20 protein-coding genes and 2 pseudogenes are annotated in these 22,405 nt (G+C 59.7%); 10 read left to right on the top strand and 12 right to left on the bottom strand.

Annotated elements, in window-relative coordinates; all coding sequences use genetic code 11:
* Positions 1–239: 239 nt before the first annotated feature.
* The 3 genes from ACTG2O_RS21680 (at position 240) to ACTG2O_RS21690 (ending at position 3,179) form a co-directional block, all read left to right on the top strand.
* Entirely contained in the window at positions 240–560 is a 321-nt protein-coding gene (locus tag ACTG2O_RS21680) for a ComEA family DNA-binding protein (protein WP_019445026.1), read from the top strand.
* 96 nt (positions 561–656) lie between these two features.
* A complete protein-coding gene (gene galU, locus ACTG2O_RS21685) occupies positions 657–1,568 on the top strand; it encodes a UTP--glucose-1-phosphate uridylyltransferase GalU (protein ID WP_005339121.1) in 912 nt (303 codons plus the stop codon).
* A 213-nt stretch (positions 1,569–1,781) separates the two neighbouring features.
* The gene (locus tag ACTG2O_RS21690) at positions 1,782–3,179 is read left to right on the top strand and encodes a peptide MFS transporter (protein ID WP_019445025.1); all 1,398 of its coding nucleotides are present in this window, start codon (positions 1,782–1,784) and stop codon (positions 3,177–3,179) included.
* Positions 3,180–3,253: 74 nt separating this feature from the next.
* On the opposite strand, the gene ACTG2O_RS21695 is transcribed toward ACTG2O_RS21690, so the two are convergent.
* Positions 3,254–4,225 carry a response regulator gene (locus tag ACTG2O_RS21695; RefSeq protein WP_026034889.1) on the bottom strand — a complete coding sequence of 324 codons (972 nt, stop codon included), beginning with the start codon at positions 4,223–4,225 and terminating at the stop codon, positions 3,254–3,256.
* 239 nt (positions 4,226–4,464) lie between these two features.
* Here ACTG2O_RS21695 and ACTG2O_RS21700 point away from each other — a divergent pair, with 239 nt between their 5' ends.
* The 3 genes from ACTG2O_RS21700 (at position 4,465) to ACTG2O_RS21710 (ending at position 6,858) form a co-directional block, all read left to right on the top strand.
* Entirely contained in the window at positions 4,465–5,163 is a 699-nt protein-coding gene (locus ACTG2O_RS21700) for a DnaT-like ssDNA-binding domain-containing protein (RefSeq protein ID WP_439976628.1), read from the top strand.
* A 71-nt stretch (positions 5,164–5,234) separates the two neighbouring features.
* On the top strand, positions 5,235–6,089 hold the full coding sequence (locus ACTG2O_RS21705) for a DnaA ATPase domain-containing protein (RefSeq protein WP_005341142.1): 855 nt from the start codon (positions 5,235–5,237) through the stop codon (positions 6,087–6,089).
* Between the two features lie 133 nt (positions 6,090–6,222).
* Positions 6,223–6,858 carry an SDR family oxidoreductase gene (locus ACTG2O_RS21710; protein WP_439976629.1) on the top strand — a complete coding sequence of 212 codons (636 nt, stop codon included), beginning with the start codon at positions 6,223–6,225 and terminating at the stop codon, positions 6,856–6,858.
* A 109-nt stretch (positions 6,859–6,967) separates the two neighbouring features.
* Here ACTG2O_RS21710 and ACTG2O_RS21715 read toward each other — a convergent pair.
* The 4 genes and pseudogenes from ACTG2O_RS21715 to ACTG2O_RS21730 form a co-directional block, all read right to left on the bottom strand.
* Positions 6,968–8,163: pseudogene (locus tag ACTG2O_RS21715) on the bottom strand (ABC transporter permease).
* On the bottom strand, positions 8,163–9,317 hold the full coding sequence (locus ACTG2O_RS21720) for an ABC transporter permease (protein ID WP_236382433.1): 1,155 nt from the start codon (positions 9,315–9,317) through the stop codon (positions 8,163–8,165). Before ACTG2O_RS21720 ends, ACTG2O_RS21715 begins: the two are co-directional and overlap by 1 nt.
* Entirely contained in the window at positions 9,317–10,321 is a 1,005-nt protein-coding gene (locus tag ACTG2O_RS21725) for an HlyD family secretion protein (protein ID WP_439976630.1), read from the bottom strand. The genes ACTG2O_RS21720 and ACTG2O_RS21725 overlap by 1 nt, the downstream gene beginning before the upstream one ends.
* A gap of 73 nt (positions 10,322–10,394) precedes the next feature.
* Positions 10,395–11,792, bottom strand: a complete 1,398-nt coding sequence (locus ACTG2O_RS21730) for a TolC family protein (RefSeq protein WP_042656819.1) — start codon at positions 11,790–11,792, stop codon at positions 10,395–10,397.
* 292 nt (positions 11,793–12,084) lie between these two features.
* Between ACTG2O_RS21730 and dusB the strand changes: the two are divergent.
* The 3 genes and pseudogenes from dusB to ACTG2O_RS21745 all read left to right on the top strand — a co-directional run bounded on the left by dusB (position 12,085) and on the right by ACTG2O_RS21745 (position 14,363).
* Positions 12,085–13,046: pseudogene (dusB, locus tag ACTG2O_RS21735) on the top strand (tRNA dihydrouridine synthase DusB).
* Between the two features lie 26 nt (positions 13,047–13,072).
* Positions 13,073–13,369 carry a DNA-binding transcriptional regulator Fis gene (gene fis / locus ACTG2O_RS21740; RefSeq protein WP_005309538.1) on the top strand — a complete coding sequence of 99 codons (297 nt, stop codon included), beginning with the start codon at positions 13,073–13,075 and terminating at the stop codon, positions 13,367–13,369.
* Between the two features lie 112 nt (positions 13,370–13,481).
* Positions 13,482–14,363, top strand: coding sequence for a DMT family transporter (locus ACTG2O_RS21745; RefSeq protein WP_439976631.1), 882 nt, complete (start codon positions 13,482–13,484; stop codon positions 14,361–14,363).
* A gap of 160 nt (positions 14,364–14,523) precedes the next feature.
* Here ACTG2O_RS21745 and ACTG2O_RS21750 read toward each other — a convergent pair whose 3' ends face one another.
* The 7 genes from ACTG2O_RS21750 to ACTG2O_RS21780 form a co-directional block, all read right to left on the bottom strand.
* Complete coding sequence (locus tag ACTG2O_RS21750) at positions 14,524–15,156, bottom strand: LysE family translocator (RefSeq protein WP_439976632.1); 633 nt, start codon at positions 15,154–15,156, stop codon at positions 14,524–14,526.
* Between the two features lie 104 nt (positions 15,157–15,260).
* The gene (gene ilvN / locus ACTG2O_RS21755) at positions 15,261–15,755 is read right to left on the bottom strand and encodes an acetolactate synthase small subunit (RefSeq protein WP_005311605.1); all 495 of its coding nucleotides are present in this window, start codon (positions 15,753–15,755) and stop codon (positions 15,261–15,263) included.
* Positions 15,755–17,473, bottom strand: coding sequence for an acetolactate synthase 3 large subunit (locus ACTG2O_RS21760; RefSeq protein WP_005339146.1), 1,719 nt, complete (start codon positions 17,471–17,473; stop codon positions 15,755–15,757). The genes ilvN and ACTG2O_RS21760 overlap by 1 nt, the downstream gene beginning before the upstream one ends.
* Positions 17,474–17,863: 390 nt before the next feature.
* Positions 17,864–18,016 carry a hypothetical protein gene (locus tag ACTG2O_RS21765; protein WP_005339147.1) on the bottom strand — a complete coding sequence of 51 codons (153 nt, stop codon included), beginning with the start codon at positions 18,014–18,016 and terminating at the stop codon, positions 17,864–17,866.
* A 37-nt stretch (positions 18,017–18,053) separates the two neighbouring features.
* The gene (locus tag ACTG2O_RS21770; RefSeq protein WP_439976633.1) at positions 18,054–19,163 is read right to left on the bottom strand and encodes an MJ1255/VC2487 family glycosyltransferase; all 1,110 of its coding nucleotides are present in this window, start codon (positions 19,161–19,163) and stop codon (positions 18,054–18,056) included.
* Positions 19,160–19,663: a phosphatase PAP2 family protein gene (locus tag ACTG2O_RS21775; RefSeq protein WP_005358196.1), complete on the bottom strand. Its 504-nt coding sequence runs from the start codon at positions 19,661–19,663 to the stop codon at positions 19,160–19,162. Before ACTG2O_RS21775 ends, ACTG2O_RS21770 begins: the two co-directional genes overlap by 4 nt.
* Before the next feature lie 126 nt (positions 19,664–19,789).
* A complete protein-coding gene (locus tag ACTG2O_RS21780; protein ID WP_005349170.1) occupies positions 19,790–20,410 on the bottom strand; it encodes a TetR/AcrR family transcriptional regulator in 621 nt (206 codons plus the stop codon).
* Between the two features lie 408 nt (positions 20,411–20,818).
* Between ACTG2O_RS21780 and leuA the strand changes: the two genes are divergently transcribed.
* The gene (gene leuA, locus ACTG2O_RS21785; RefSeq protein WP_439976634.1) at positions 20,819–22,381 is read left to right on the top strand and encodes a 2-isopropylmalate synthase; all 1,563 of its coding nucleotides are present in this window, start codon (positions 20,819–20,821) and stop codon (positions 22,379–22,381) included.
* Positions 22,382–22,405 lie beyond the last annotated feature (24 nt).

The following is a 22,405-nucleotide window of genomic DNA, read 5'->3' on the forward strand; positions in this document are numbered from 1 at the left end:
GAAATGTCTCGAGCGTAGCGCTGTGGGAAAGCGTGCCCGCCACCTTAAAGATGTATCTAAAATAGATTCAAGATCATACGGTTGGATATATGAGGGCATTCATAGTGAAGCGCTTATAGCAAATATTTCGCCATCGGCATGAGGATTTGACCTGTTAGAAATAGCAGTGAAAAAGACCCGTTCGATACGCTATTCATCAATGTGCCACTCGGCAATATCCACATCATGGAGGAATGGAAATGCTGATGAAGAAGCTCTCTGCAATCATGCTGCTGGCCTGCTTGCCCCTGTTCAGCCAACCCGTGCTGGCCGCAGATAAGGCAGCACCCAAGCAAACAACCACGACCGAGGTCGCCAAGGAGACCGGTAAGCTGAACATCAATACGGCCACCCTTGCCGAACTCACCAGCCTGAAAGGGATTGGCGACAAGAAGGCACAAGCTATCGTCGACTATCGGGAAAAACAGGGAAAGTTCACCTCGGTCGATCAGCTGGCAGATGTCAATGGCATTGGCCCGGCCACGCTGGAAGCCAACCGTGACATGATCATCGTCAAATAACGTCCGAGCTCTGCATATACGAATGGGGTAGCCTGTGGCTGCCCCATTTTTCTTGGAGTATCATGGCCGCACTTTAATCCCGCTGGATAGTTTTCCATGAAAAAGACTCCTCTGACAGTTCGCAAGGCCGTGCTCCCGGTAGCCGGTCTGGGTACCCGTATGCTGCCAGCCACCAAGGCCATCCCGAAAGAGATGTTGCCGGTGGTCGACAAACCGCTGATCCAGTACGTAGTGCGCGAAGCCATCGCCGCCGGTATCAAAGAGATCGTGCTGGTCACCCACTCCAGTAAAAACTCCATCGAAAACCACTTCGACAAGAGTTTCGAACTGGAAGCGACCCTCGAAAAGCGAGTCAAGCGTCAGCTGCTGGAAGAGGTGCAACAGATCTGCCCGAAAGACGTCACTATCATGCACGTCCGCCAGGGCGAGGCCAAAGGTCTGGGCCACGCTGTGCTGTGTGCCCGTCCGCTGATCGGTGACAACCCGTTTGCCGTGCTGCTGCCTGATGTACTGATTGATGAAGTGGCCAGCGACCCGAAAAAAGACAACCTGGCCGAAATGGTGCACATGTTCGAAGAGAACCAGATCAGCCAGATCATGGTGGAAGCGGTTCCCGAGAGCGAAGTGGACAAGTACGGCATCGCCGACATCAAGGGCGAGGCCCTGAGCGAGGGGATGTCCCTGCCGATGCAGGCCATTGTCGAGAAGCCGCCCCGTGATGAAGCCCCCTCCAATCTGGCGGTGGTGGGTCGTTACGTCCTCTCCTCCAATATCTGGCCGCTGCTGGAAAAAACCCCTGCCGGCGCCGGTGACGAGATCCAGCTAACTGACGCCATCGCCATGCTGATGGAGCAGGAGCAGGTCAACGCCTACTTCATGAAGGGCAAGAGCCACGATTGCGGTAGCAAGCTCGGTTATATGAAAGCCAATGTGGAATATGGTGTGCGCCATCACGAGCTGAATGGTGAATTCATCGGCTGGCTGAAGCAGTTCGTCAAGCAGTTGTAATCGCTGATAAATCTGTTTTTTATAGACGTATTTAAGGGGCATCAAATGATGCTCCTTTTTCATTTTTGCAACAAAAAATCAATCAAGAGTAAATAAACTCTCAGCAAATCATAATGTTGTAATTTATTCACACATGCTCTATAAGGATTGAGGCGTGTTTCTCGCCCTTGCATAAAAAACTCAAAAAAATATAAGACACAGGTGGAAGTTCCAATGAATAACCCGTCAAAAGGGACCTTTTTAGGTCACCCTAAAGGGCTTTTTTTGCTCTTTAGTACCGAACTGTGGGAGAGATTCTCCTATTACGGCATGCGTGCCGTACTGGTGCTCTATCTGACCGACCTGACTGCCAACGGCGGTCTGGGCTGGAGTCAGGCAGATGCCCTCAAACTCTACGGTATCTATACCGGTCTGGTTTATATCACTCCGCTGATCGGCGGCTGGCTGGCTGACACCTTCCTGGGTCAACGTCGCGCCATCCTGATCGGTGCCGTGCTGATGGCCGCAGGTCAGTTCACTCTGGCACTGCCACACGCCATGTTCCCGGATATGGTCAACACCATGTTCTACGCGGGCCTCGCGCTGCTGATCGTGGGTAACGGCCTGTTCAAACCGAACATCTCCACCATGGTGGGTGACCTCTATGAAGAGGGCGATCACCGCCGTGATGGTGCTTTCACCATCTTCTACATGGGTATCAACCTGGGTTCCCTGCTGGCAGGCGTGATCTGTGGTGCTGCCGCTACGGCCTACGGCTGGCAAGCTGCCTTCGTCGGCGCCGGTATCGGTATGCTGCTCTCTCTGGTGATCCAGGCCACCATGGCCCAGCGTTTCCTTGGTGACATCGGTCGCGTCACTGCCGCCCAGCGCGCAGCCGCCCTGCGTACTACCGAGCAGAAAGCACCGCTGACCAAGCAGGAAGTGGATCGCATCAAGGTTATTCTGGTACTGGGTCTGTTCACCATCATCTTCTGGGCCGGTTTCGAGCAGGCCGGTGGTCTGATGAACCTCTACACCCAGGAGTATACCGACCGCATGATCGGCAGCTTCGAAGTACCGACCGCCTGGTTCCAGTCCCTGAACCCCTTCTTCATTATCACCCTGGCACCGGTCGTTGCGGCCATCTGGATCAAGCTCGGCAAGAAAGAACCGAACTCTCCGGTGAAATTCGCCATGGGTCTGCTGTTCTTGGCTATCGGCTTCCTGTTCATGGTCGGTGCCGTGCTGCAGCAGGGTGGTGACAACACCGTCAAGACCTCCATGTTCTGGCTGGTAGGTGCTTACCTGTTCCACACCCTGGGCGAGCTCTGCCTCTCCCCGATCGGCCTCTCCATGGTGACCAAACTGGCTCCGCTGCGTCTGGCTTCCCTGATGATGGGTGCCTGGTTTGGCTTCGTTGCCCTGGCCAACTACGCTGCGGGCTTTATCGGCTCCTTCGTGGGTGAAGCCGGCCCGATCGCCATCTTCGGTGGCATCGCCCTGGCTGCGATACTGAGCGCCCTGATCCTGCTGACCATGGCCAACCGCCTGGTCTACTGGATGCACGGTGCCGAAGGCCCGGCCAAAGAGCCGCAAGTTCAAGAGAAGAAACTGCACTCCGCCACCGTCTAAACGGTCAGGATTGTAAACAACAAACAGGGCGCCCATCGGCGCCCTGTTTGTTTTGGCCTGTTTATCAGGCGGCATCAGTGATGACGAACCTGCACATCCAGCGAGCCGCCGCTGTCGCTGCGAAACTGCAGGGCGAACGGTTCATGCCAGCTACGTTTGTGCAGGGCGTAGTGGCTACTGCGCATCAGGCCAAGGGGTAAGCCGCCTGAGCGCATCAGCCAATGGGGAGAAGTGAGCCCTGCGTTGGCAAACACCAGCCCATCATGCTGATCAAACAGCAGCGCCGCCATGGCAAAAGAGTGGCGAAGCCCGGACGCCATCAACTGATGGTTGAGGTAGTCGAGCAACCGGTGCGGCTGGCTCAGCAACCGGCTCTCGTTCTGCTGAAACTGGCGGTAGGGGACGTTCATCAAGGATCGCACCAGTGCCCCACAAAATGCCGCATCCGTCCCCATGATCGGCAGTTCCATCACCAGCACCAGCAGCTTGTCTTCCACCTTGAAGGTATCTGGAATAAACAACTGCCCCAGCCCCTTGAACGTCACCTGCCAGGGGCCCCACTCCTGCAAGCCCGGCGGCTTGAGCCCCGCCAGCAGGCGGCTGGCCGCCTTATCGTGGGCACTGAAATAGTCGATGTGACCCATCAGTTCCAACTGCTGCGCCCGGTTGCCGCTGCCGTTGAGACACTGTTCGATGCTGCGCTCTACCAGCGCGTAATCCTCAAGGGGTTTGAGCAGATAGTCCCGCGCACCGGCACGCAAGGCGCTGGCAACCGCCTCCATAGTGCTCTGGGCCGAAATAACGATAACCGGAATATGGGGATAGCGCGCAGAGAGGCAGGCGATCACCTCGTGGCCATCCATATTGGGCATATTGAGATCGCAGAGCACCACATCAGGATGGTAGAGGGCCGCCGCCGATAGCCCCTCAATACCATCTTCGGCCTGAAAGACCGTTGCCCCGTCCCGTGCGAGGTAACTCACTAGCGAGTGGCGAAAAACGGCTTCGTCCTCCACCACCAGGATCCGTAGCCCGGCTCTTAACATCTTGATAAAGCTCTTATTAGTCAATTGGTTATTTAGGTATTAAGACTAGTTCAAAAGTGAGGTATCCGCGGAAACGATGCGTCAAAAATAGACCCTGGTCAGGTTCTGAGCGACAGATTGCTCTATTAACAACCACATAGCAGCACAACCTCTCCCCACAATGTCGCTACCTCCATGCGAATTGTGCAAGCCCCTGCCATAGGGGATAATGGCCGCCACACAAGCGCATAAAGAAGACCATGACTCCAGCCGAATACAGTGCCCTCTCCCACCCCAGATTGTCCCACCCGGCCCGCAGCCTCTATACCCTGCAGCTGCGCCGACTGGTGCTGGAAAATCAGGCGGCAAGGCTCAACTATCCCGAGCTGGGTCGGGCGCTGGCGGTGGTCGATCCGGGTGATCCCAGCGGCTTCTCATTTCAGGTCAATGCCCGCCAGCTCACCGAGCTGTTCGATGAACTGATGGAGGCGGGCCTGCTGCAAGTCGAGGCTCAGCCCGAGAGTGAGCACTACCATCAGTGCCCGTTCCAGTTGCCACTGCTGACCCAGAAATTGCGCAGCCCGCTGCCGGAGCGCCCCTTCCAGATGCATCTGCAATGGCGCCCGGACGAGGAGCTGCCCGCCCTCGCCCGTCTGTGCGGGGTGATCGATGCCAGCTATAGCGAAGAAGATCTGGGGGAGTTTATCGCCTACTGGCTGGGGCGCCCCGAGGTGTTCGACTCCCAGCATCAATGGATGCTCAAGTTCATTCGCGCCCTCAAGACCCGCCGCTATACCCGTCGCAAACCGATGGAGGTGCAGGGCTACCAGCAGGTGACGCCGGCCCCGGCAGAGTCGGGCCCCAGCAAACGGGCCCAACAGATGATTGAAGAGGCCAAGCGACTGGCCCAACAGCAGACGCAAGAACCCGCAGCGCAGCAGGAGCCGAATAATGATTGATAGCGGCCCCCGCCTGCAGGCAGAATCAACCCCTTGTCTACCCATCCCTGATCGAGCAGAAGGAGCATTCCATGACTGACCCGCAAGATCCCCTGCGCCAGGAGCTGGAAGAGATCGAAGCCAAGCGCCAGAAGATCGCCAAGGCCAAGCAGGATCACCGCATTCACGACCCGGAATTGAGCCGCCATGTGGGTGGCCTGCTGGAGCGCATTCGTCGCCTGCAACAAGAGACCGGTGGCGGCCAGTATGACTACGAGACCCTGCGCAAGGAGTATGACGCCAAGGCCAACGCCGAGGTGCGCGAGCTGCAGAAAGCGGCCCGTCAGGAGCGGATCCAGAAGCTGATCGCCCAGGCCGACCTCAACCCCGACTGGGTATTTGACAAGATGGATGCCGGTGACCCGGCGCTGCAATACCCCATCGAAACAGCCCGTTACTTTATCAGCGGCTTCGAGCACTGGGAGAAGAGCGGTGGCGGCTGCATGCTGATCTACGGCGACTACGGCACCGGCAAGTCGACCCTGGCGGGGGCGGTAGCGCATGAGCTGATCGCCCGTCACCAGAAATCGGTGATCTTCCAGCAGTGGGCATCCATCGTCGATCGGCTGTTCTTCAACGTGATCCCCGATCAGGATGAGCGCAACCAGTACCGCCGCGCACTGGAAGAGGTGGATCTGCTGATCATCGACGAGGTATCGGCCAACCGCGCCAAGATGGCGGAGAGCCAGTCCAGCTTCCTCGGCCACCTGCTGCGCCGTCGTCGCAACCTGTCAAAAAGCGTCATCATCATCACCAACCACACACCCCAGACCCTGCATCAGGCGATCGGTGATTTCAGCTATGAGGCGATCAAGGCATTCAATCCGGTGGATATTCACCTGAGTGGTCCCAGCCGTCGCCCCAGCATCGGCAACTACAACGGCTGATCCCTCTCAAAGAGTGCGAGTCACTGACGGCTCGCACCTTCTCCTCCTTGCCGCCTCACAAATAGAAACAACTCTCATTTACAGCAGGCGAACAAGCCACTAGGCTAGCCCCTTTTGCCAAGGGAGCTCATCTATGCCAACCACACTGATTTTCGGAGCCAGCCGCGGGCTGGGCCGCGCCTTTACTCATCACGCCCTGAACCAAGGGCACCGGGTCGTTGCGCTGGTGCGCAACCCCGAGATGGCCATGGAACTGAGTGCGCTGGGAGTCGAGGTGATCGAGGGGGATGCGCTGGATCCGGCTGCGGTACAGCAGGCATGTGTTCTGGCGGGGCTAGAAGCACAGGTCGTCTCTACACTGGGCAGCTTCCGTCAGGCCGCGCCGGTGGACTATCAGGGCAACCGCCATGTAATCGATGCCATGGAGCAGGCAGACCTGAAACGGCTGCTGCTGGTCACCTCCCTCGGCTGTGGCGACAGCTGGCAGTATCTGCCGGAGCGGGCCCGCGCCGCCTTCGGTCATGAAGTGCGTCTCAAGAGTCTGGCGGAGAGTTGGCTGCAGACCAGCGCCCTCGCGTGGACCATTCTACGCCCTGCGGGCCTGCAGGATGGCGACGCCACCGGCCGTGCCGAACTGAGTCAGGGCAAGGAGGTGCACGGACTGGTACGCCGCGCCGATGTGGCCGCCCAAGGGCTGCGCCTGCTGGCGGATGATGCGGCGGTGGGGCAGATCTACGCCATCGGGGATCCCGAACTCCAGCGTGGCTAAAGCAGCAGTAAACCGCTTAACCCCACCACATAACAAAACGGTCAGCCCAAGGGCTGACCGTTTTCGCTTTACCGCACACGCTATCTCACGAGTGCTTGCCCTATCCCGCTTAACCGGCGGTCGTCTCACTCTGTACGACCGGCTGACTGGCCACCGGCAGTGACTGCTGCCGCCAACGCAGCAGCAGGCAGGCCAGCACGCCGTAGAGCAGCGCCAGACCCCATAGTTGCCACCAGTAACGGGAAACCTGCGCGAAGTCGGCCCCCATCTGGTTAAGGCGCAGAAAACCCTCGATGGCGGGGATAGTGGGCACCCACTGAGCCAGCCAGTTGAGAGGCGCCGGGATCAGCTCGAGCGGCCAGATAAAGCCCGCCAGAAAAACCAGCGGCAGGGAGGAGATCAGCACCACCTGAGTCGGCAGATCCCGCCGGGTAAATATCGCGCCGAGCACCACGCCAAACCAGCAGGTCGCCAGCAGGAATGGCAGGGCGAACAGCCAAAGCTGCACAGGGTCAGCATGGCGAGCGATGTTGAGTGATCGAAGCAGAAGCCGAGGAAGTAGCTCACCGGCAGCAGGAACAACCCCGCCAGCACCAGGGTTCTGGCCAGCAGCAGCTGCAACACAGGCGCGCTTTGCCAGTAACCATGTTCGCCGCGGCAGCTGCGCTGGTTCTGGGTCGCCCCCAGGATCCCCGCCCCCATCAGCAACACCTGATGGAGGATCAGCACGAACACCGCCGGCACCACGTAATTCACATAGCCCATAGTGGGGTTGAACACCGGCACCACGTTGAGGGCCACCGCATTCCAGCCCATGGCCGCTTGTGGCAGTGCCTCGCCGTGGCTCAACAGCCGCGCCACCTTCACCTGCGCGGCGAGAGAGCCACCGGCCTGCGCCAGTCCTTCGGCAATGGTGCCGTAGACCAGAAAGTAGGAGGCATCACCGGCATAGCTCAGGGTGACGCTCTTGCCCAGCATCAGATCCCGATAGAAGTGGTTGGGGATATGCAGGATGCCGCTCGCCTCCCCGGCCATCATCAACTGACGCGCCTCGGCCAGCGAATTGGCTCGCGCAACCAGCTTCACCTGCGGCGTGGCATCGGCCATAAACTCCAGCTGACGGGACAACTGACTGCCATCCTCGTTGACCACCACCACCGCCTCTTCCCGCGGCAGCTGATGCAGATAGGGCTGGGGATAGAGAAACGAGTAGAAGAACACCCCGCCAAACAGGGTGAGCATGATGGCGCGATCCGCCAGCAGGGTGCGCAGCTCTAGGCGCAACAGATCGACAAATCCCAACATCACTCAGGCTCCTTTTCGGCGCTCGCCACTGCGGCTGATTGACGGGCCAGCTCGGCCTGCTGCTTGTAACGGCGAACCACCAACAGCAGGGGGAGCAGGAACAGCAGCAGCGCCCCCAATTGCGGCAGAGCGGATGCGAGGGGCAAACCATAGTTGCTCTGGCCAATCTGCAGCTCCACATAGTGAGAGACCGGCAACAGGCTGCGCCAGAAGCGGGCGAAATCCCCCATGGCGCTCACCGGAAAGGTGACCCCCATAAAGGCAAAACCGGGCGCCGTGTAAGCCCCCGCCAGCGACAGGGCGCGGGCCGGATCCCGAATGATGCCGTAAAAGAAGGCCCCCATGGTGACGCAGGCGGCCGAGGCGAGCCCCAGACCCACCACCAGCACCAGCCAGCTGCCGTGCATGGGGTAGGAGAAGCCCTTGAACAGCAGTAGCGTCCAGACAATCCCCCAGCCCCAGCCAATCAGCACGTGGGGCAGCAGGGTGCGCCAGAGGCCAAACCAGACACCGCGAGTGGTCCAGTCCAGTCCCAGCCGATCGGTACGGGCCAGCGCATTGAGGCCGAACAGCACCACCAGGATCTGCCACACCGCAGGCAGAATGGCGCTCAACAGAAATTGGGCGTAGCTGGAGTTGAGGTTATAGAGCGCCGTCACCTGACTGCTGATGGGCACCGACTGCCCGAGCGCACCGGGCAGTGCCTTGCCATCGGCCATCGCCTCCAGCACGCCCACCTGACCATTGAGGGTGCCTACCACCTGCGCCAGCGCCGAGTTGACCAGCTTGGCGATCAGGATGAACTGGCCGTTGTTGAACACAGTCACCTGCGGCTGGGTGCCCTGACGGGCATCCCGCTCCAGATGGTTGGGGATCACCACCAGCGCGTAGATGTCGCCACCGCGCAGGGCTCGGGCACCGGCATCGATGGAGTCAAACTGTTGCGCCACCTTGAGCCCGGCCGAGCCATCCAGCGAGAAGGCGAGCTGGCGCGACAGCACGCTGTGGTCGAGATCCACCAGCCCCACCTTGAGGTCGCGGGCCAATCCAGCCGAGAAGATCCAGCAGAGGATCCCCATCAGCAGCAGCGGCACCCAGCTCATCAGGGCACGACTGAAGGGATCCTGCCACAGCAGCCGAAATTCACGTCCCATCAGAGTTCAACCAGCACACTCATGCCAACCCGCAGCCCCTCAACCGGTTGCAGCGGGCGAGCCTCCACCTGGAAGCTCTTCATATCGAAACCCTGACGGGTATCGGTGGCGCGCCAGGTGGCAAAATCCCCCATCACGGCCACATGGGTCACCTTGAAGCGCACCATTTGATCGCCAAGGCCCGGGATGCGGGCATCGAACTCGGTACCGACCGGGAAGCGGGGCAGCAGATCCTCGCGCACGTGGAACTGGGCCCAGGCATCACTCATATCGAGCAGGGTCACAACCGGGAAGCCTTGCGGCGCCAGCTCACCGCTACGCAGCAGCACCTGACTCACTTCACCATTGTGGGGACTGGTGATGCGGGTGTCGGCCAGATAGGCCTCTACCTCGGCCACCGAACCGGCCGCCATCTTGGCCTTCTCGCGGGCAGCGATCTTGGTCTCTTCCCGCGCCCCTTCCAACGCCATCTGGTACTGCTGCCACGCCATCCCTTCGCTGTAGCGGGCGGCTTGCCAGGCAGTCCAGGCTTCATCACGCTTTTGCAGCGGCATTACGCCGTCGCGGTGCAGGCTGGCCACCCGCTCATAGGTCTTGCCACGCAGTTGGGCGGCAGCCTTGGCTTTTTGCCACTGATCCTTGGCTGCGGCGATCTGCTGGGCACGAGCACCCTTCTCCACCTCTTGCGCCAGCGCACCCGCAGCAGCTTCACCCGCCTTGGCCTGGCTCAGCTTGGCTTCGATCTCGGGGCTCGCTAGGGTAAAGACCAGTTGCTCCTTGGTCAGCTGATCGCCCTTTTTCACCAGCACCTCGTCGATGCGACCCGGCACCTTGGAGGAGACCGAGTACTGCTGCGCTTCAATCTGCCCTTGCAGATGCACCGGCTCCGGCTGATAGGCGAGCCAGAAGCGCCAGCCGAGCCAGACCACCAGGATCACCAGCGCCAGCGGCAACAACAGCGGTTTACCCTGGCTCATCTTCTTTTTGATGGGGGGATGGCTCATCACTTCACCTCGACAAACGGGCGACCCTTGGTGGTCGAAACAGACATGAAAAAAGGAAAAGACAGGACCGGGATCATGAGTTCACCTCGATCACCTGACCATGCTGATATTGATTGAAACTGTTCATCTGGCCGGAGAGCGCCAGCAGGCGGGCCAGCGACACTACATATTGATAGGCCGCAGCTGCGCGCTGGGTCTTGACCCCCGCCAGCTGGTTTTGGGCATCCACCACATCAAGGGAGGTAGAAAGTCCCTGACCGAAGGCCTTGTCCCGCAGTAGCACGTTCTCCTCTGCCAACGCCTGAGTGGAAGAGAGGGATTGATACTCCTCCAGCCCCTGCGCCGCTTCGCGCCAGGTCTTCTCTACCAGCAACTCCAGATCCTGGCGGGTCTTGGCCTGCAGCAGATTGACCTGCAGCTCGGCGCTCTTGGCGGCCTGCACCGTCTCGGAGCGGCCATCGCGACTCACCAGCGGCATGCTGACCCCCACCCCCACCAGCCAGTCCGGCGCTGTCTTGGAGGCGAGAGAATCATCTTCATAGAGGTTGTAGTTGCCGAACAGGAACACCTCGGGGGCATATTTGCCCTGCTCGACCCGGATCAGCCCCTTGGCCTGCTCCTTCTTGGCGCTGAGCAGCTTGAGACCGGGGTGCACCTCCAGGGTCTGGCTCACCAACCCCTCAAGGCGCGGCAGCTCCTTGTTGACGAACAGGCCGCTGCCCGGCTGGGCATTTGGCAACTTCAGCATGCGGCCGAGGGCCAGTTCGGCGATCTCGAGGCTGCGGCGCGCCTTCTGGGTATCGATGCGCGCTCTGTCATAGGCCGACTGGGCGGAGAGGCGCTCCACCCTGGCGATCTGGCCCTGCGCTTCGAGCTTCTTGGCGTGATCCAGATGGTGGGCCAGCCCCTCTTCGATCTCCTGTTTGGTCTGCACCACCTGAGCAGCCAGCACCACGCCGAAATAGGTCTGGGAGAGGCTCTCGAAGGTGGATTGCTGCTTGAGCACCAGCAGCTGCTGCGCCTCGCTCACCTGCGCTTGGCGGATATCCTGCGCCGCATCGATGCGACCACCGGCAAACAGCGGCCAGAGCATCTTGACCGAGCTGGTCACCACGTTCTGTTTGGTCAGGGGGGTGACAAATGCGTTGGCCCCGACCCCGAACAGGCTGCCGAGCGCCAGGATCAGATCTTTCTGCTTGGCCAGCGGATTGAGATCGAGGGCATCAAGTTCAATCGGCTGATCAAGATGGGTATAGCTAGCCCCCAGATCCACCTTGGGCAGATACATGTCCTTGGCCGCCTCGCGCAGCTGCTTGGCCCGATCGACCCCGGCCTGTTCGGCAGCCAGCCCTTCATCCTGCTGGATGACCCGGGTCCAGGCTTCACCGAAACTGATGGTCTGTGCCTGTGCCGACCCCAGCACGGCCCCCATCAGACACGGCCAGAGTGATTTAATGAACCTTGACGTCATAGATCCCCAATCCGCTTTTGTTGCATAAATGTTTGGAGCATTTGCTCGACTTAAGCCCGCTATCATAACGCAAAGCGGGCCTGCAAGTGGACTGACAATTATGCAGGCGTCCGACCCGAATGGTACAGCACTCACTCTCCGGCAATCTGGCCGTTTTTCAATAACTCCAGAATTTGCAAGCCTTGGCGCGACGTTTTTTTCAGAAAAAAATGGCTGACGCTCAAATACTAACCTTTTCTCCTGCCTAAAAAATGCGTAATATACGCCGCCCTAAGCCGATGGTAACCGTGGAATGCAGATAGGTCCCCACACGCTTGAAACTCCCTTGATTGTGGCTCCCATGGCCGGTGTAACTGACCGACCATTCCGTGAACTTTGTTTGCGATTGGGGGCTGGCATGGCCGTTTCCGAGATGCTGCTGGCCAACCCGGATGTCTGGGATACCCAGAAAACCCGGATGAGGATGGATCACTCTGCAGAAGGCGGATTGCGTTCGGTCCAGATTGCCGGAGCCGACCCCGAGATGATGGCGTTTGCTGCCCGCTACAACGTGGAGCAGGGCGCACAGATCGTCGACATCAACATGGGATGTCCGGCAAAAGTGAATAAGAAGTTGGCAGGTTCTGCCCTGCTGCGTGCCCCCGATCAGGTCAAAGCAATTTGCCGGGCCGTGGTGGATGCAGTGGAGGTGCCTGTCACCTTGAAGATCCGCACAGGATGGGATCCGGATAACCGCAATGGCGTGGAGATCGCCCGAATCGCCGAAGATTGCGGTATCGCGGCCCTTGCCGTGCATGGTCGTACCCGTGCCTGCCTCTACAAGGGCGAAGCGGAGTACGACACGATCAGGGCGATTAAGCAGGCCGTATCGATTCCTGTTGTCGCCAATGGTGACATCAACAGCCCGGAGAAAGCCCGGTATGTCCTCGACTATACCGGTGTCGACGCCGTGATGATCGGCCGAGCTGCGCAAGGACGACCCTGGATTTTCCGGGAAATCCGTCATTTTCTTGAGACGGGCACCAAGCTGCCGCCTCCCGAGAGGGAAGAGGTTCGCACCCTGATGAACGAGCATGTAACCAACCTGCACCGGTTTATGGTGCATATCTGGGAGCGCGCATAGCCCGTAAACACGTGGGCTGGTATCTGGATGAAGAAGAGGCGGGCCGAGAATTCCGTAAGCACTTCAATGCCCTGGATTGCGCAGACGCGCAACTTGAGGCACTCGAAGCGTATTTCGATGGATTAGGTTAACAAGATAACTAAAGAGCCGACCGAATATGTTCGAACAAACCCTGACTTCTGATGCATTGGTAACAACTACTCACAATCACGCTGCCGAGCCGACCCAGCGCCCCCTGCGTGACTCTGTGCAACAGGCCCTGCGTAACTACCTGGCCCAGTTGAACGGTCAGGAAGTGATTGATCTGTACGATATGGTTCTCTCCGAAGTCGAAGCGCCGATGCTGGACGTGATCATGCAGTACACCCGTGGTAACCAGACTCGCGCTGCCGTGATGATGGGTATCAACCGTGGCACCCTGCGCAAGAAGCTCAAGCGTTACGGCATGAACTGATTGCTGGCCGCGAGCCGCGACGGCGGTTCAATGCAGATGCGAAAGGCGCCAGGTAGCAATACCTGGCGCCTTTCCTTTATGCTCTCCCCTCCATTTCACCATGACGACCCCGATGAACCGCACTCCCCTGCTGCTGATGGTACTGGTCACCCTGCTGGCCGCTGCTGGCTGGCTCTTCTCGAAAGAGGCGATCCGCGAACTGCCCCCTGCCGCCTTTATCGGCAGCCGCTTCCTGCTGGCGGCGCTGCTGTTGCTCCCCTTGGCCTGGTTGCGTGAACCGCCGCCGACTCGCGCCCAACTGGTGCGCGCTGCCGGTTGCGGCACATTGCTCGGTGCCAGCCTGCTGCTGTGGGTCACCGCCATCAGCCAGAGCGATGCGCTCGGCAGCGGCGCCTTTATCATGAGCGTCGCGACCCTGATGGCCCCGCTGGCCGCCTGGGGAGCCTTTCGGGCCAAGCCCGGCCGCCACTACTGGCTCACCCTGCCCATCGCTATCGCCGGTTTGCTGCTGCTCTCCAGCAGTACCCACTGGGGCATGTCGCTCTCGCTGTTCTGGTTTCTGGCGGCGGCCACTACCCTCGGTATCCAGCTTGCCGTCCATCGCCACTTTGCCCAATCCATCGCCCCCACTTGGCTCACCTGCATCCAGCTGGCGATGACCGGCCTGCTCGGCACCCTGCTCTCCCTGCTGACCGAGCAGTGGCCCGAGGCTGGAGTCAGCCACTGCATCTGGGGCTGGTTTGCGGCGAGCGTCTTGATCGCCACCACATTGCGCTACTGGCTGCTCACCCATGCACTGAGCAAGATGACCACCGCCCACGCCGCCCTGATGATGCTTTTGGAGCCGGTCTGGACGCTGATCCTGAGCACCCTCTTCTATAGCGAACCCCTCGGCGGCGCCAAACTGGCCGGTGCCGGACTGGTGCTCGGCGCCCTGGTGCTCTACCAACTGCCCCTGCTGCTGCGCAGTCGCACGCTGAAACCGGCACGCTAGCTGCCCACTGCAAACGCCTCTATGCGGATGAAACAACCAACGAAAAGGGGCCTGCAGTTGCAAGCCCCTTTTGTTGCATTGTCACGGCAAACTGCTTGGGCCATGCTATCGACTCAGCCCTGTGCGCCAGCTCCCTTCTTGAACGTCCCTTGGCAGCCAGTTAGCGGCTTGAAAAAGCCAGCTTGATCCCGAGTCCGACAAATAGGGTGCCGATGCCCCGGTTGAGCCAGCGGCCAAGACGCAGTGACAGCCGTACTTTGTGACTGGCATAGACGGTTGTAAAGACCAGCAGGTGACACCAGATGATGCCGCCCAGGTTGAAGATGCAGCCGAGCAGGATAAAGGCGAGCGCCTTGTCGGGGGCATCCGGTGCGATGAACTGGGGCACGAAGGCGAGGAAAAAGAGCGCTACTTTGGGATTGAGCACATTGGTCAGCACCCCTTGCCGGTAAATCTGGCCATAGGAGAGTGCAGGCAGAGTGGCCCCTCTCTCCATTGCACCCGTCGTTTGCTGGCGCAGCAGGGAGAACCCCAGATAGATGAGGTAGATGGCACCAGCCAGCTTGATAAGGGCAAACAACTCGGCCGAGGCGCTGAGCAGGGCCGACAGACCGAGGGCCGCCGCTAGCACATGCACCATGACACCTGTGCCGATACCCAACGTCGCGACCGAACCGGCACGCCACCCTTGCGAGCCGCTGCGCAGCATGACCAGCAGGGAGTCGGGCCCCGGCATGATATTGAGCAGCAAGCCCGAGACCATAAACAGTGCAAGATCATGAATACCGAACATCATCCCTCCCCTCGTAAAGCAAAACCAAACAAAAAGGGCTCCGCAGAGCCCTCTTTCCTTTCACTCTGCGGCAGCTGACGAGTCATCAGCTGTCCCGCCAGCCATCAGGGCCGCAACGCCTTGTCCGCCCGGGAGATACCGCAGACGCCTGAGCGCACCACTTCGATGATCTCGTTGGTCTGGGCGGCAGTCTTGATAAAGGCATCCAGCTTCTCGCTGGTGCCCACCAGCTGTACCGTGTACTGCTCGGGGGTGACGTCGACGATCTGGCCACGGAAGATATCTGCCAGCCGTTTCAGCTCGTCACGGGCCCCACCGGCAGCGCGCGCCTTGACCAGCGCGATCTCCCGCTCGATATGCTCCCCTTCGCTCAGGTCGCACACCTTGAGCACATCCACCAGTTTGTGCAGCTGCTTCTGGATCTGCTCCAGCACCCGCTCGTCACCCATGGTGACTATGGTCATGCGCGACAGGGTGGGATCCTCGGTCGGCGCCACCGTCAGGGTCTCGATGTTGTAGCCGCGCTGGGAGAAGAGACCCACCACCCGGCTCAGGGCGCCGGATTCGTTCTCCAGCAGTACTGAAATGATGTGTCTCATCAGGTTCTCTCCGTCTTGCTCAGCCACATCTCGTCCATGGCGCCAAACTTGATCTGCATCGGATAGACGTGCTCATCCGGGTCGACCGAGATATCCATGAACACCAGCCGATCCTTCATGGCGAAGGCCTTCTCCATGGCGCTCTCCAGCTCCGCCGGATCGCTCACCGCGATACCGACGTGGCCGTAGGCTTCCGCCAGTTTGACGAAGTCCGGCAGGGACTCCATGTAGGAGTGGCTGTGACGACCGCCGTAGAACATCTTCTGCCACTGCTTGACCATGCCCAGCGCACGGTTGTTGATGGAGATGATCTTGATGGGCACCCCGTACTGCATGCAGGTCGAGAGCTCCTGAATGTTCATCTGCACCGAGCCATCGCCGGTGACGCAGCAGACCACCGCATCCGGGTTGGCAAACTGGGCCCCCATGGCGGCCGGAATGCCAAAGCCCATGGTGCCGAGGCCACCGGAGTTAATCCACTGGCGCGGTTTGGCAAACGGGTAGTAGAGGGCAGCAAACATCTGGTGCTGGCCCACGTCGGAGGCAACGAACGCCTGACCCTGAGTCACCTTGTAGAGGGTCTCGATCACCTGTTGCGGCTTGATCTGGGTAGCCGACTTTTCGTAGGCCAGACAGTGACGGGAGCGCCACTGGTTGATCTGGCTCCACCAGTCCGCCAGCGCCTCCTTGTCGTTATCGAAGCCACACTCGCGGATCACTTCCAGCATCTGCTCCAACACGGTTTCCACCGAGCCGACGATGGGCACATGGGCCTGCACCGTTTTGGAGATAGAGGTGGGGTCGATATCGATATGAACCACGGTCGCATTGGGGCAGAACTTGGCCACGTTGTTGGTGACGCGGTCATCGAAGCGGGCACCGACGGCGAAGATGAGATCCGCGTTGTGCATGGTTTTGTTGGCTTCGAAGGTGCCGTGCATCCCCAGCATGCCGATAAATTGCGGATGGACGCCGGAGAAGGCCCCCAGCCCCATCAGGGTGGTGGTCACCGGCAAGTTCAGCAGCTCCGCCAGTTTGGTCACCAGATGGTCCGCATTGGCGTTGATGGCGCCACCGCCCACGTACATCACCGGGCGCTGGGCTTCTACCAGCAGCTTGGCTGCCCGCTTGATCTGCCCTTTATGGCCAGACTTGGTCGGGTTGTAGGAGCGCAGGGAGACCGTCTCGGGATACTGGTAGGGGAATTTTTCTTTCGGGTTCTGCACATCTTTGGGCAGATCCACCACCACCGGCCCCGGGCGGCCGCTGGCGGCAATGTAGTAGGCCTTCTTGATGGCCTCGGGAATATCGCTCGCCTTCTTGCACAGGAAGCTGTGCTTCACCACTGGGCGGGAGATACCGATCATGTCGGTCTCCTGGAACGCATCCTCACCGATCATGCTGGTCGGCACCTGGCCGGAGAGGATCACCAGCGGAATGGAATCCATATAGGCGGTGGCAATACCGGTAATGCAGTTGGTCGCTCCCGGGCCTGACGTTACCAGCACGGTTCCCACCTTGCCGGTGGAACGGGCGTAACCGTCAGCCATGTGAACCGCGGCCTGCTCGTGCCGCACCAAGACATGCTCCATCTTGCCGTTTTCGAAGAGAGCGTCATAGATGTCGAGCACTGAGCCACCAGGGTAGCCGAAGACGTGCTCAACTCCCTGATCTTCCAGCGCTCTAACCACCATCTGGGCGCCTGATAACATCTCCATGATAAAGCCCTCCAGGCTTTGCTCCGTTTAGCGAATCCCGCCGACGATGTCGTGCTTCCCGGCACGGCCCGATCCGTTTCTTGTTGTTATCTGAATGCAGATCGGCCCAATTCAGCCCCGTCGACAGTAGAAAAAAAGGATTTTTCCGTCATTCACCCGAAAATAGGGTGAAAAACCAACTTAACCCGCTTCATAACGCTTGTCCACGGCTTTATCTGACCAGAACAGTCATACATTTCAACCGGCTATTAACATTCAATGACTTGCCGTAGCGACCATGAGACAAAAGGGAAGGAAGTCGGGGAATGGCCAGCGGATCATTCCGCAGAGGGGAAAAACAGCCAAAAAAAAGCCCACCGCTCAGCGATGGGCTTGATGCCGAATGATGACTCAGTTCTCCTGATCCGGCTCCGCCAACCAGATCTGCTGATCCGGATCGGTCTCTTCACTGACCGAAATGCTGACACCCATATCGAGCAACTCGTGCAGGGTGAGATTGTCAGCCAGGTTCATGACTTCGCCGTTTTCATTGGTAAAGCGCATTTGCTCCGTCCTCTCCTTGGTGGGATCGCCTTTCAGTCTAGTCAACAACGCTCACTTGCGATAACCAGCAACTGGATAAACAGTCGCCCCCATCCAGCTCGCTCAGGCGATCACTCACCTCCTCCGGAAACAGGGTGCGCGCCCAGAGCCGACGTGACAGAGAGGCCACGCTCTCGTCAGCGCCCGCCGCCAGCCAGCGGGCCAGCTCCCCCGCTACATCGGGGTAGCAGACCGCCCCCAGCGAGGCGCTGTCGAGCCAGCTGCGCACCAGATTGGCATCGAGCACATCCATCAGGGTCGCCAGTCCCATCATCTCGAGGGTCTTGCCGTTGGTCAGCTGCTCGAACTGGCCGCCGAGGGGCTTGACCAGCAGCTTCTTGCCGAGGGTGAGTGCCTCGGAAGCCAGCTCGAAACCCGCGTTGGAGATGACGCCGCGACAACCGGCCAGCACAGCGATAAACCCGTGCCGTGACGGCGGCTCGAAGCGCAGGTTGCGCCACTGGCTGGGGGTGCGAATGGCGGGGTGAAAGCAGACGAAGCGCTGCTGGCCAAAGCGCGACAACAGGGCAGCGATCGCCTCGGTTTGCTCGAACGGCAGATAGACCAGGATCTCGCCGTTATCCGGTGCGGCGGTGATGGGGTCGATCACCGGCGGCAGCAAAGGGTGACCGAAGTGAAACCAGTGCAGCCCGAGCGGCTGATCCACCGGGGCAAAGTGGCGCATCAGCTGGCGGCTGACCCCATCCTCCCCCCAACGCGGGATGGGCCAGTTGAAGCTGGCCTGATGGCTGACGGTGAGGCTCGGCTTGCTATAGCGGCGGGCGGCGTGGGCGGTCAACGGCTCAAAATCGCTCACCACCAGATCGTATTCGCTGCAATCGAGAGCCCGCAGATCCCGCCAGAAGGTGAGCGGCGAGGCGGCTTGCAGGGTGCGCCACGGAGAAACGCGCCCCTCGTGACTGACAAAAGTGAGGCCGGGAAAGGCGCGGTAGGCGCCAAACTCTTCCATGTCGAAGTAGCGGTCGGCAGGGCGGCCGCTGAAGAGATAATCCACCTCGACCCCTGCCGTACGCAGCGCTCGCGCTAAAGTGCGACTGCGACTGATATGACCGTTGCCGGTGCCTTGCACCCCAAACAGTATCCTCATGAGTGGCTCCAGCTGAGCGCCAGCACGGCGCAACCGCCCCCCAGCAGGGCACCGGCAACCAGATCGCTCAGGTAGTGTACCCCGAGCAGCAACCGGGATGCCCCCACCAGCGCCGCCCAGCCAAACAACAGGGGCGCCCAGAGCGGAAAGCCGGTGGCCAGTATGGTGGCCATCAGAAAAGCGGCGGCGGTGTGGCCGGAGGGGAGGCTGTAACGATCGGAAGGAGTGATGAAGACCGGCAAGCCGACCGGCCGTTGCCGTTTCAGGCTGTTTTTCAGCAGCAGATAGAGGGGCAGTTCGATGGCGAAGGCTAGCAGCGCCAGTCGCACCAGCTCCCGCTCTGCCTCCCCCTGCCACCAGAGCAGGGCGGCCAGCACGGCGTAAAGCGGGCCATCGCCGGTGCGGGAAATGAGACGACTCACCCTCGCCTGCTGCCGGTTGTAGCCGTGAAGCAGGCAGACCCGGCACACCTGCAGGTCCCATTGCTGGATCTTGTTCATATCCCCTCCTTCCCTGAATTCTGCTTGCAGAGTAAGAAAGCGGGATGACGTTACGTTGAACAAGGGATAACAGATTTATGAAAAAAGGGCCGAATGGCCCTTTTTAATCTCGATGTTGCGGCAAAATCAGTGGCTGCCGCGCAGGCCGGTCTCCATCAGACGGCAATTGTGGTCCGCCAGACGGGCCATGAAGTGCTCATCCACTTTCAGGCCAAACACCTGCTCGTAGAGATCTTTCATCACGAACGGCTGCCACATCATGCTGAGGAAGGAGATCTTCAGCATGTCGGGATCCAGGTTGTCACCCAGCTCACCGTTGGACTTCATGGTTTCCAGCAGGGCATCGAACTGCGGCAGCTGACGTTCCAGCAGGCGGTTCAGCACAAAATCCCGGCCCGGGCTCTTCTCGGTCGACAATGCGCTGGAGATGGCAGAGGTCAGCTCGCTGTTGGGCGCCATCACCTGATAGTAGGTGTTGAGCAGCTCGTTGAGGCTGTGATTGCTGTGTTCATCTTGCCAGGCATGGTCGAGGGGCTCGGCGACATCGCCCAGCACCGCTTTGTAAAGACCCTCTTTACTGCCGAAGTAGTAGTGGATCATTGCCAGATTGGAGCCAGCAAGCTCCGCGATTTCGCGTGTAGTCACCTTGCTATAGGGAGTATTGAGAAAACGCTCACGGGCGGCAGCAAGCAACTTGTCACGAATGTCAGAACGTCCGACCGGACGACCAGGTCTACGTTTTTCCATTTAACACCTCAGATAATTCAGCCAATGCTGATAAGTCGATCTGGTTGTGCAGAGAATAGAGCACAGCAGGAATGACCAGATAATCGGTCATGGGCCGAATATGGGACAAGGAAATTTGCAATCCTTTACAATCCGATTAAATACGCCAGCAGATTGCCCCTGACCTTCCGTGTTGACACAGCATAAAAATCTCGATATTGGTAAAAGCGTTATCGACTGGAAGGAATAACAACGTCATGCGTATCGCCACCCCGCTACTACTAATCTCCCTAATCGCGTTAACTCGCGCGGGATCCTTGTAGCCGGGCTAAGGCATAGCCGGAATTTACAAAAACCCGTGCACCCTGCACGGGTTTTTTTATGCCGCCGCAGGATGCACGTTACCGAACTTAGGAAGAGGGAAGTCACATGTCAGATCGGGTCATCATATTCGACACCACCTTGCGTGATGGTGAGCAGGCCCTGGCGGCCAGTTTGACAGTCAAGGAGAAGCTGCAGATCGCCCAGGCGCTGGAGCGGCTCGGTGTCGACGTCATGGAGGTGGGCTTCCCGGTCTCTTCTCCCGGCGATTTTCAATCGGTGCAGACCATCGCCCGCCACATCAAAAGCAGCCGGGTCTGCGCCCTCGCCCGCGCCCTGCCCAAGGATATCGACGCCGCCGGCGAAGCCTTGCGGGTCGCCGAGGCGTTTCGCATCCATACCTTCATCTCCACCTCCTCCATCCACGTGGAGAGCAAGCTGAAAAAGAGCTTCGAAGACGTGCTGGAGATGGGAGTCGGCGCCATCAAGCACGCCTTGCGCTACACCGATGACGTGGAGTTCTCCTGCGAGGATGCGGGCCGCACGCCGATCGATAATCTCTGCCGCATGGTGGAGGCCGCCATCAAGGCGGGGGCCCGCACCATCAATATCCCTGATACCGTGGGCTACACGGTACCGACCGAGTTCTCCGGCATCATCCACACCCTGTTCAACCGGGTCCCTAATATCGACAAGGCGATCATCTCGGTCCACTGCCACGACGATCTGGGGCTCTCGGTGGCCAACTCCATCGGCGCGGTGCAGATGGGGGCACGCCAGATTGAGTGCACCATCAACGGCATCGGCGAACGGGCGGGCAACTGCTCGCTGGAAGAGGTGGCGATGATCCTCAAAACCCGCGCCGACCTGCTCGGAGTGCAAACCAATATCCGCCACAGCGAAATTCATCGCACCAGCACCCTCGTCAGCCAGCTCTGCAACATGCCGGTGCAACCCAACAAGGCGATCGTCGGTGCCAACGCTTTCTCCCACAGCTCCGGCATTCATCAGGATGGGGTGCTCAAGGCGAAAAATACCTACGAAATCATCACTCCCGAGAGCATCGGCCTGACCCAGAACAACCTCAACATGACCTCCCGCTCCGGCCGCCACGTCATCAAGCACCGGATGGAGTCCATGGGCTATGCCGAGAGTAGCTACGACCTCGACCACCTCTACGGCAAGTTCCTGACCCTGGCCGACAAGAAAGGGCAGGTGTTCGACTACGACCTCGAAGCGCTGGCCTTCTTCAGCCAGATCCACGAAGAGCCGGAGCACTTCAAGCTGGAGTACCTCGGGGTCCAGAGCGGCAGCTCGGTGCTGGCCACCGCCTCGGTCAAATTGAAGGTGGGGCAGGAGCTGATCTGCGAAGCGGCCACCGGCAATGGCCCGGTGGATGCTGTCTACCAGTGCATCAACCGCATCACCGGCTATGAGATCCGCATCGATAAATATGCCCTCAAGAGCAAGGGCGAAGGGGAAGATGCCCTCGGTCAGGTCGATATCGTCGCCGAGTACAAAGGGCGCAAATTCCACGGCATGGGGCTGGCCACCGACATCATCGAATCCTCGGCCCACGCCCTGCTCCATGTGATCAACAGCATCTGGCGCGCCGATCAGGTGGCCGAGCAGATGGAACGCAATAACAGCATCAAATCAGAAACCGTCTGAGCAGGACTCGCAGCCACACAGACG

Source organism: Aeromonas sp. 61P, from assembly GCF_051919545.1.
In the GTDB taxonomy this organism is placed as follows: domain Bacteria; phylum Pseudomonadota; class Gammaproteobacteria; order Enterobacterales; family Aeromonadaceae; genus Aeromonas; species Aeromonas veronii.

Excerpts from the sequence above, each read along its gene's own strand:
- ACTG2O_RS21780 (WP_005349170.1), bottom strand. The coding sequence starts at position 20,410 with ATGGAAAAACGTAGACCTGGTCGTCCGGTCGGACGTTCTGACATTCGT.
- ACTG2O_RS21730 (WP_042656819.1), bottom strand. The coding sequence starts at position 11,792 with ATGACGTCAAGGTTCATTAAATCACTCTGGCCGTGTCTGATGGGGGCC.
- ACTG2O_RS21710 (WP_439976629.1), top strand. The coding sequence starts at position 6,223 with ATGCCAACCACACTGATTTTCGGAGCCAGCCGCGGGCTGGGCCGCGCC.
- ACTG2O_RS21770 (WP_439976633.1), bottom strand. The coding sequence starts at position 19,163 with ATGAGGATACTGTTTGGGGTGCAAGGCACCGGCAACGGTCATATCAGT.
- ACTG2O_RS21680 (WP_019445026.1), top strand. The coding sequence starts at position 240 with ATGCTGATGAAGAAGCTCTCTGCAATCATGCTGCTGGCCTGCTTGCCC.
- ACTG2O_RS21690 (WP_019445025.1), top strand. The coding sequence starts at position 1,782 with ATGAATAACCCGTCAAAAGGGACCTTTTTAGGTCACCCTAAAGGGCTT.
- galU (WP_005339121.1), top strand. The coding sequence starts at position 657 with ATGAAAAAGACTCCTCTGACAGTTCGCAAGGCCGTGCTCCCGGTAGCC.
- ACTG2O_RS21700 (WP_439976628.1), top strand. The coding sequence starts at position 4,465 with ATGACTCCAGCCGAATACAGTGCCCTCTCCCACCCCAGATTGTCCCAC.
- ACTG2O_RS21760 (WP_005339146.1), bottom strand. The coding sequence starts at position 17,473 with ATGGAGATGTTATCAGGCGCCCAGATGGTGGTTAGAGCGCTGGAAGAT.
- ACTG2O_RS21720 (WP_236382433.1), bottom strand. The coding sequence starts at position 9,317 with ATGGGACGTGAATTTCGGCTGCTGTGGCAGGATCCCTTCAGTCGTGCC.
- ACTG2O_RS21775 (WP_005358196.1), bottom strand. The coding sequence starts at position 19,663 with ATGAACAAGATCCAGCAATGGGACCTGCAGGTGTGCCGGGTCTGCCTG.
- ACTG2O_RS21695 (WP_026034889.1), bottom strand. The coding sequence starts at position 4,225 with ATGTTAAGAGCCGGGCTACGGATCCTGGTGGTGGAGGACGAAGCCGTT.
- fis (WP_005309538.1), top strand. The coding sequence starts at position 13,073 with ATGTTCGAACAAACCCTGACTTCTGATGCATTGGTAACAACTACTCAC.
- ACTG2O_RS21745 (WP_439976631.1), top strand. The coding sequence starts at position 13,482 with ATGAACCGCACTCCCCTGCTGCTGATGGTACTGGTCACCCTGCTGGCC.
- ACTG2O_RS21705 (WP_005341142.1), top strand. The coding sequence starts at position 5,235 with ATGACTGACCCGCAAGATCCCCTGCGCCAGGAGCTGGAAGAGATCGAA.
- ACTG2O_RS21765 (WP_005339147.1), bottom strand. The coding sequence starts at position 18,016 with ATGCGCTTTACCAATGAAAACGGCGAAGTCATGAACCTGGCTGACAAT.
- ACTG2O_RS21725 (WP_439976630.1), bottom strand. The coding sequence starts at position 10,321 with ATGAGCCATCCCCCCATCAAAAAGAAGATGAGCCAGGGTAAACCGCTG.
- leuA (WP_439976634.1), top strand. The coding sequence starts at position 20,819 with ATGTCAGATCGGGTCATCATATTCGACACCACCTTGCGTGATGGTGAG.
- ilvN (WP_005311605.1), bottom strand. The coding sequence starts at position 15,755 with ATGAGACACATCATTTCAGTACTGCTGGAGAACGAATCCGGCGCCCTG.
- ACTG2O_RS21750 (WP_439976632.1), bottom strand. The coding sequence starts at position 15,156 with ATGTTCGGTATTCATGATCTTGCACTGTTTATGGTCTCGGGCTTGCTG.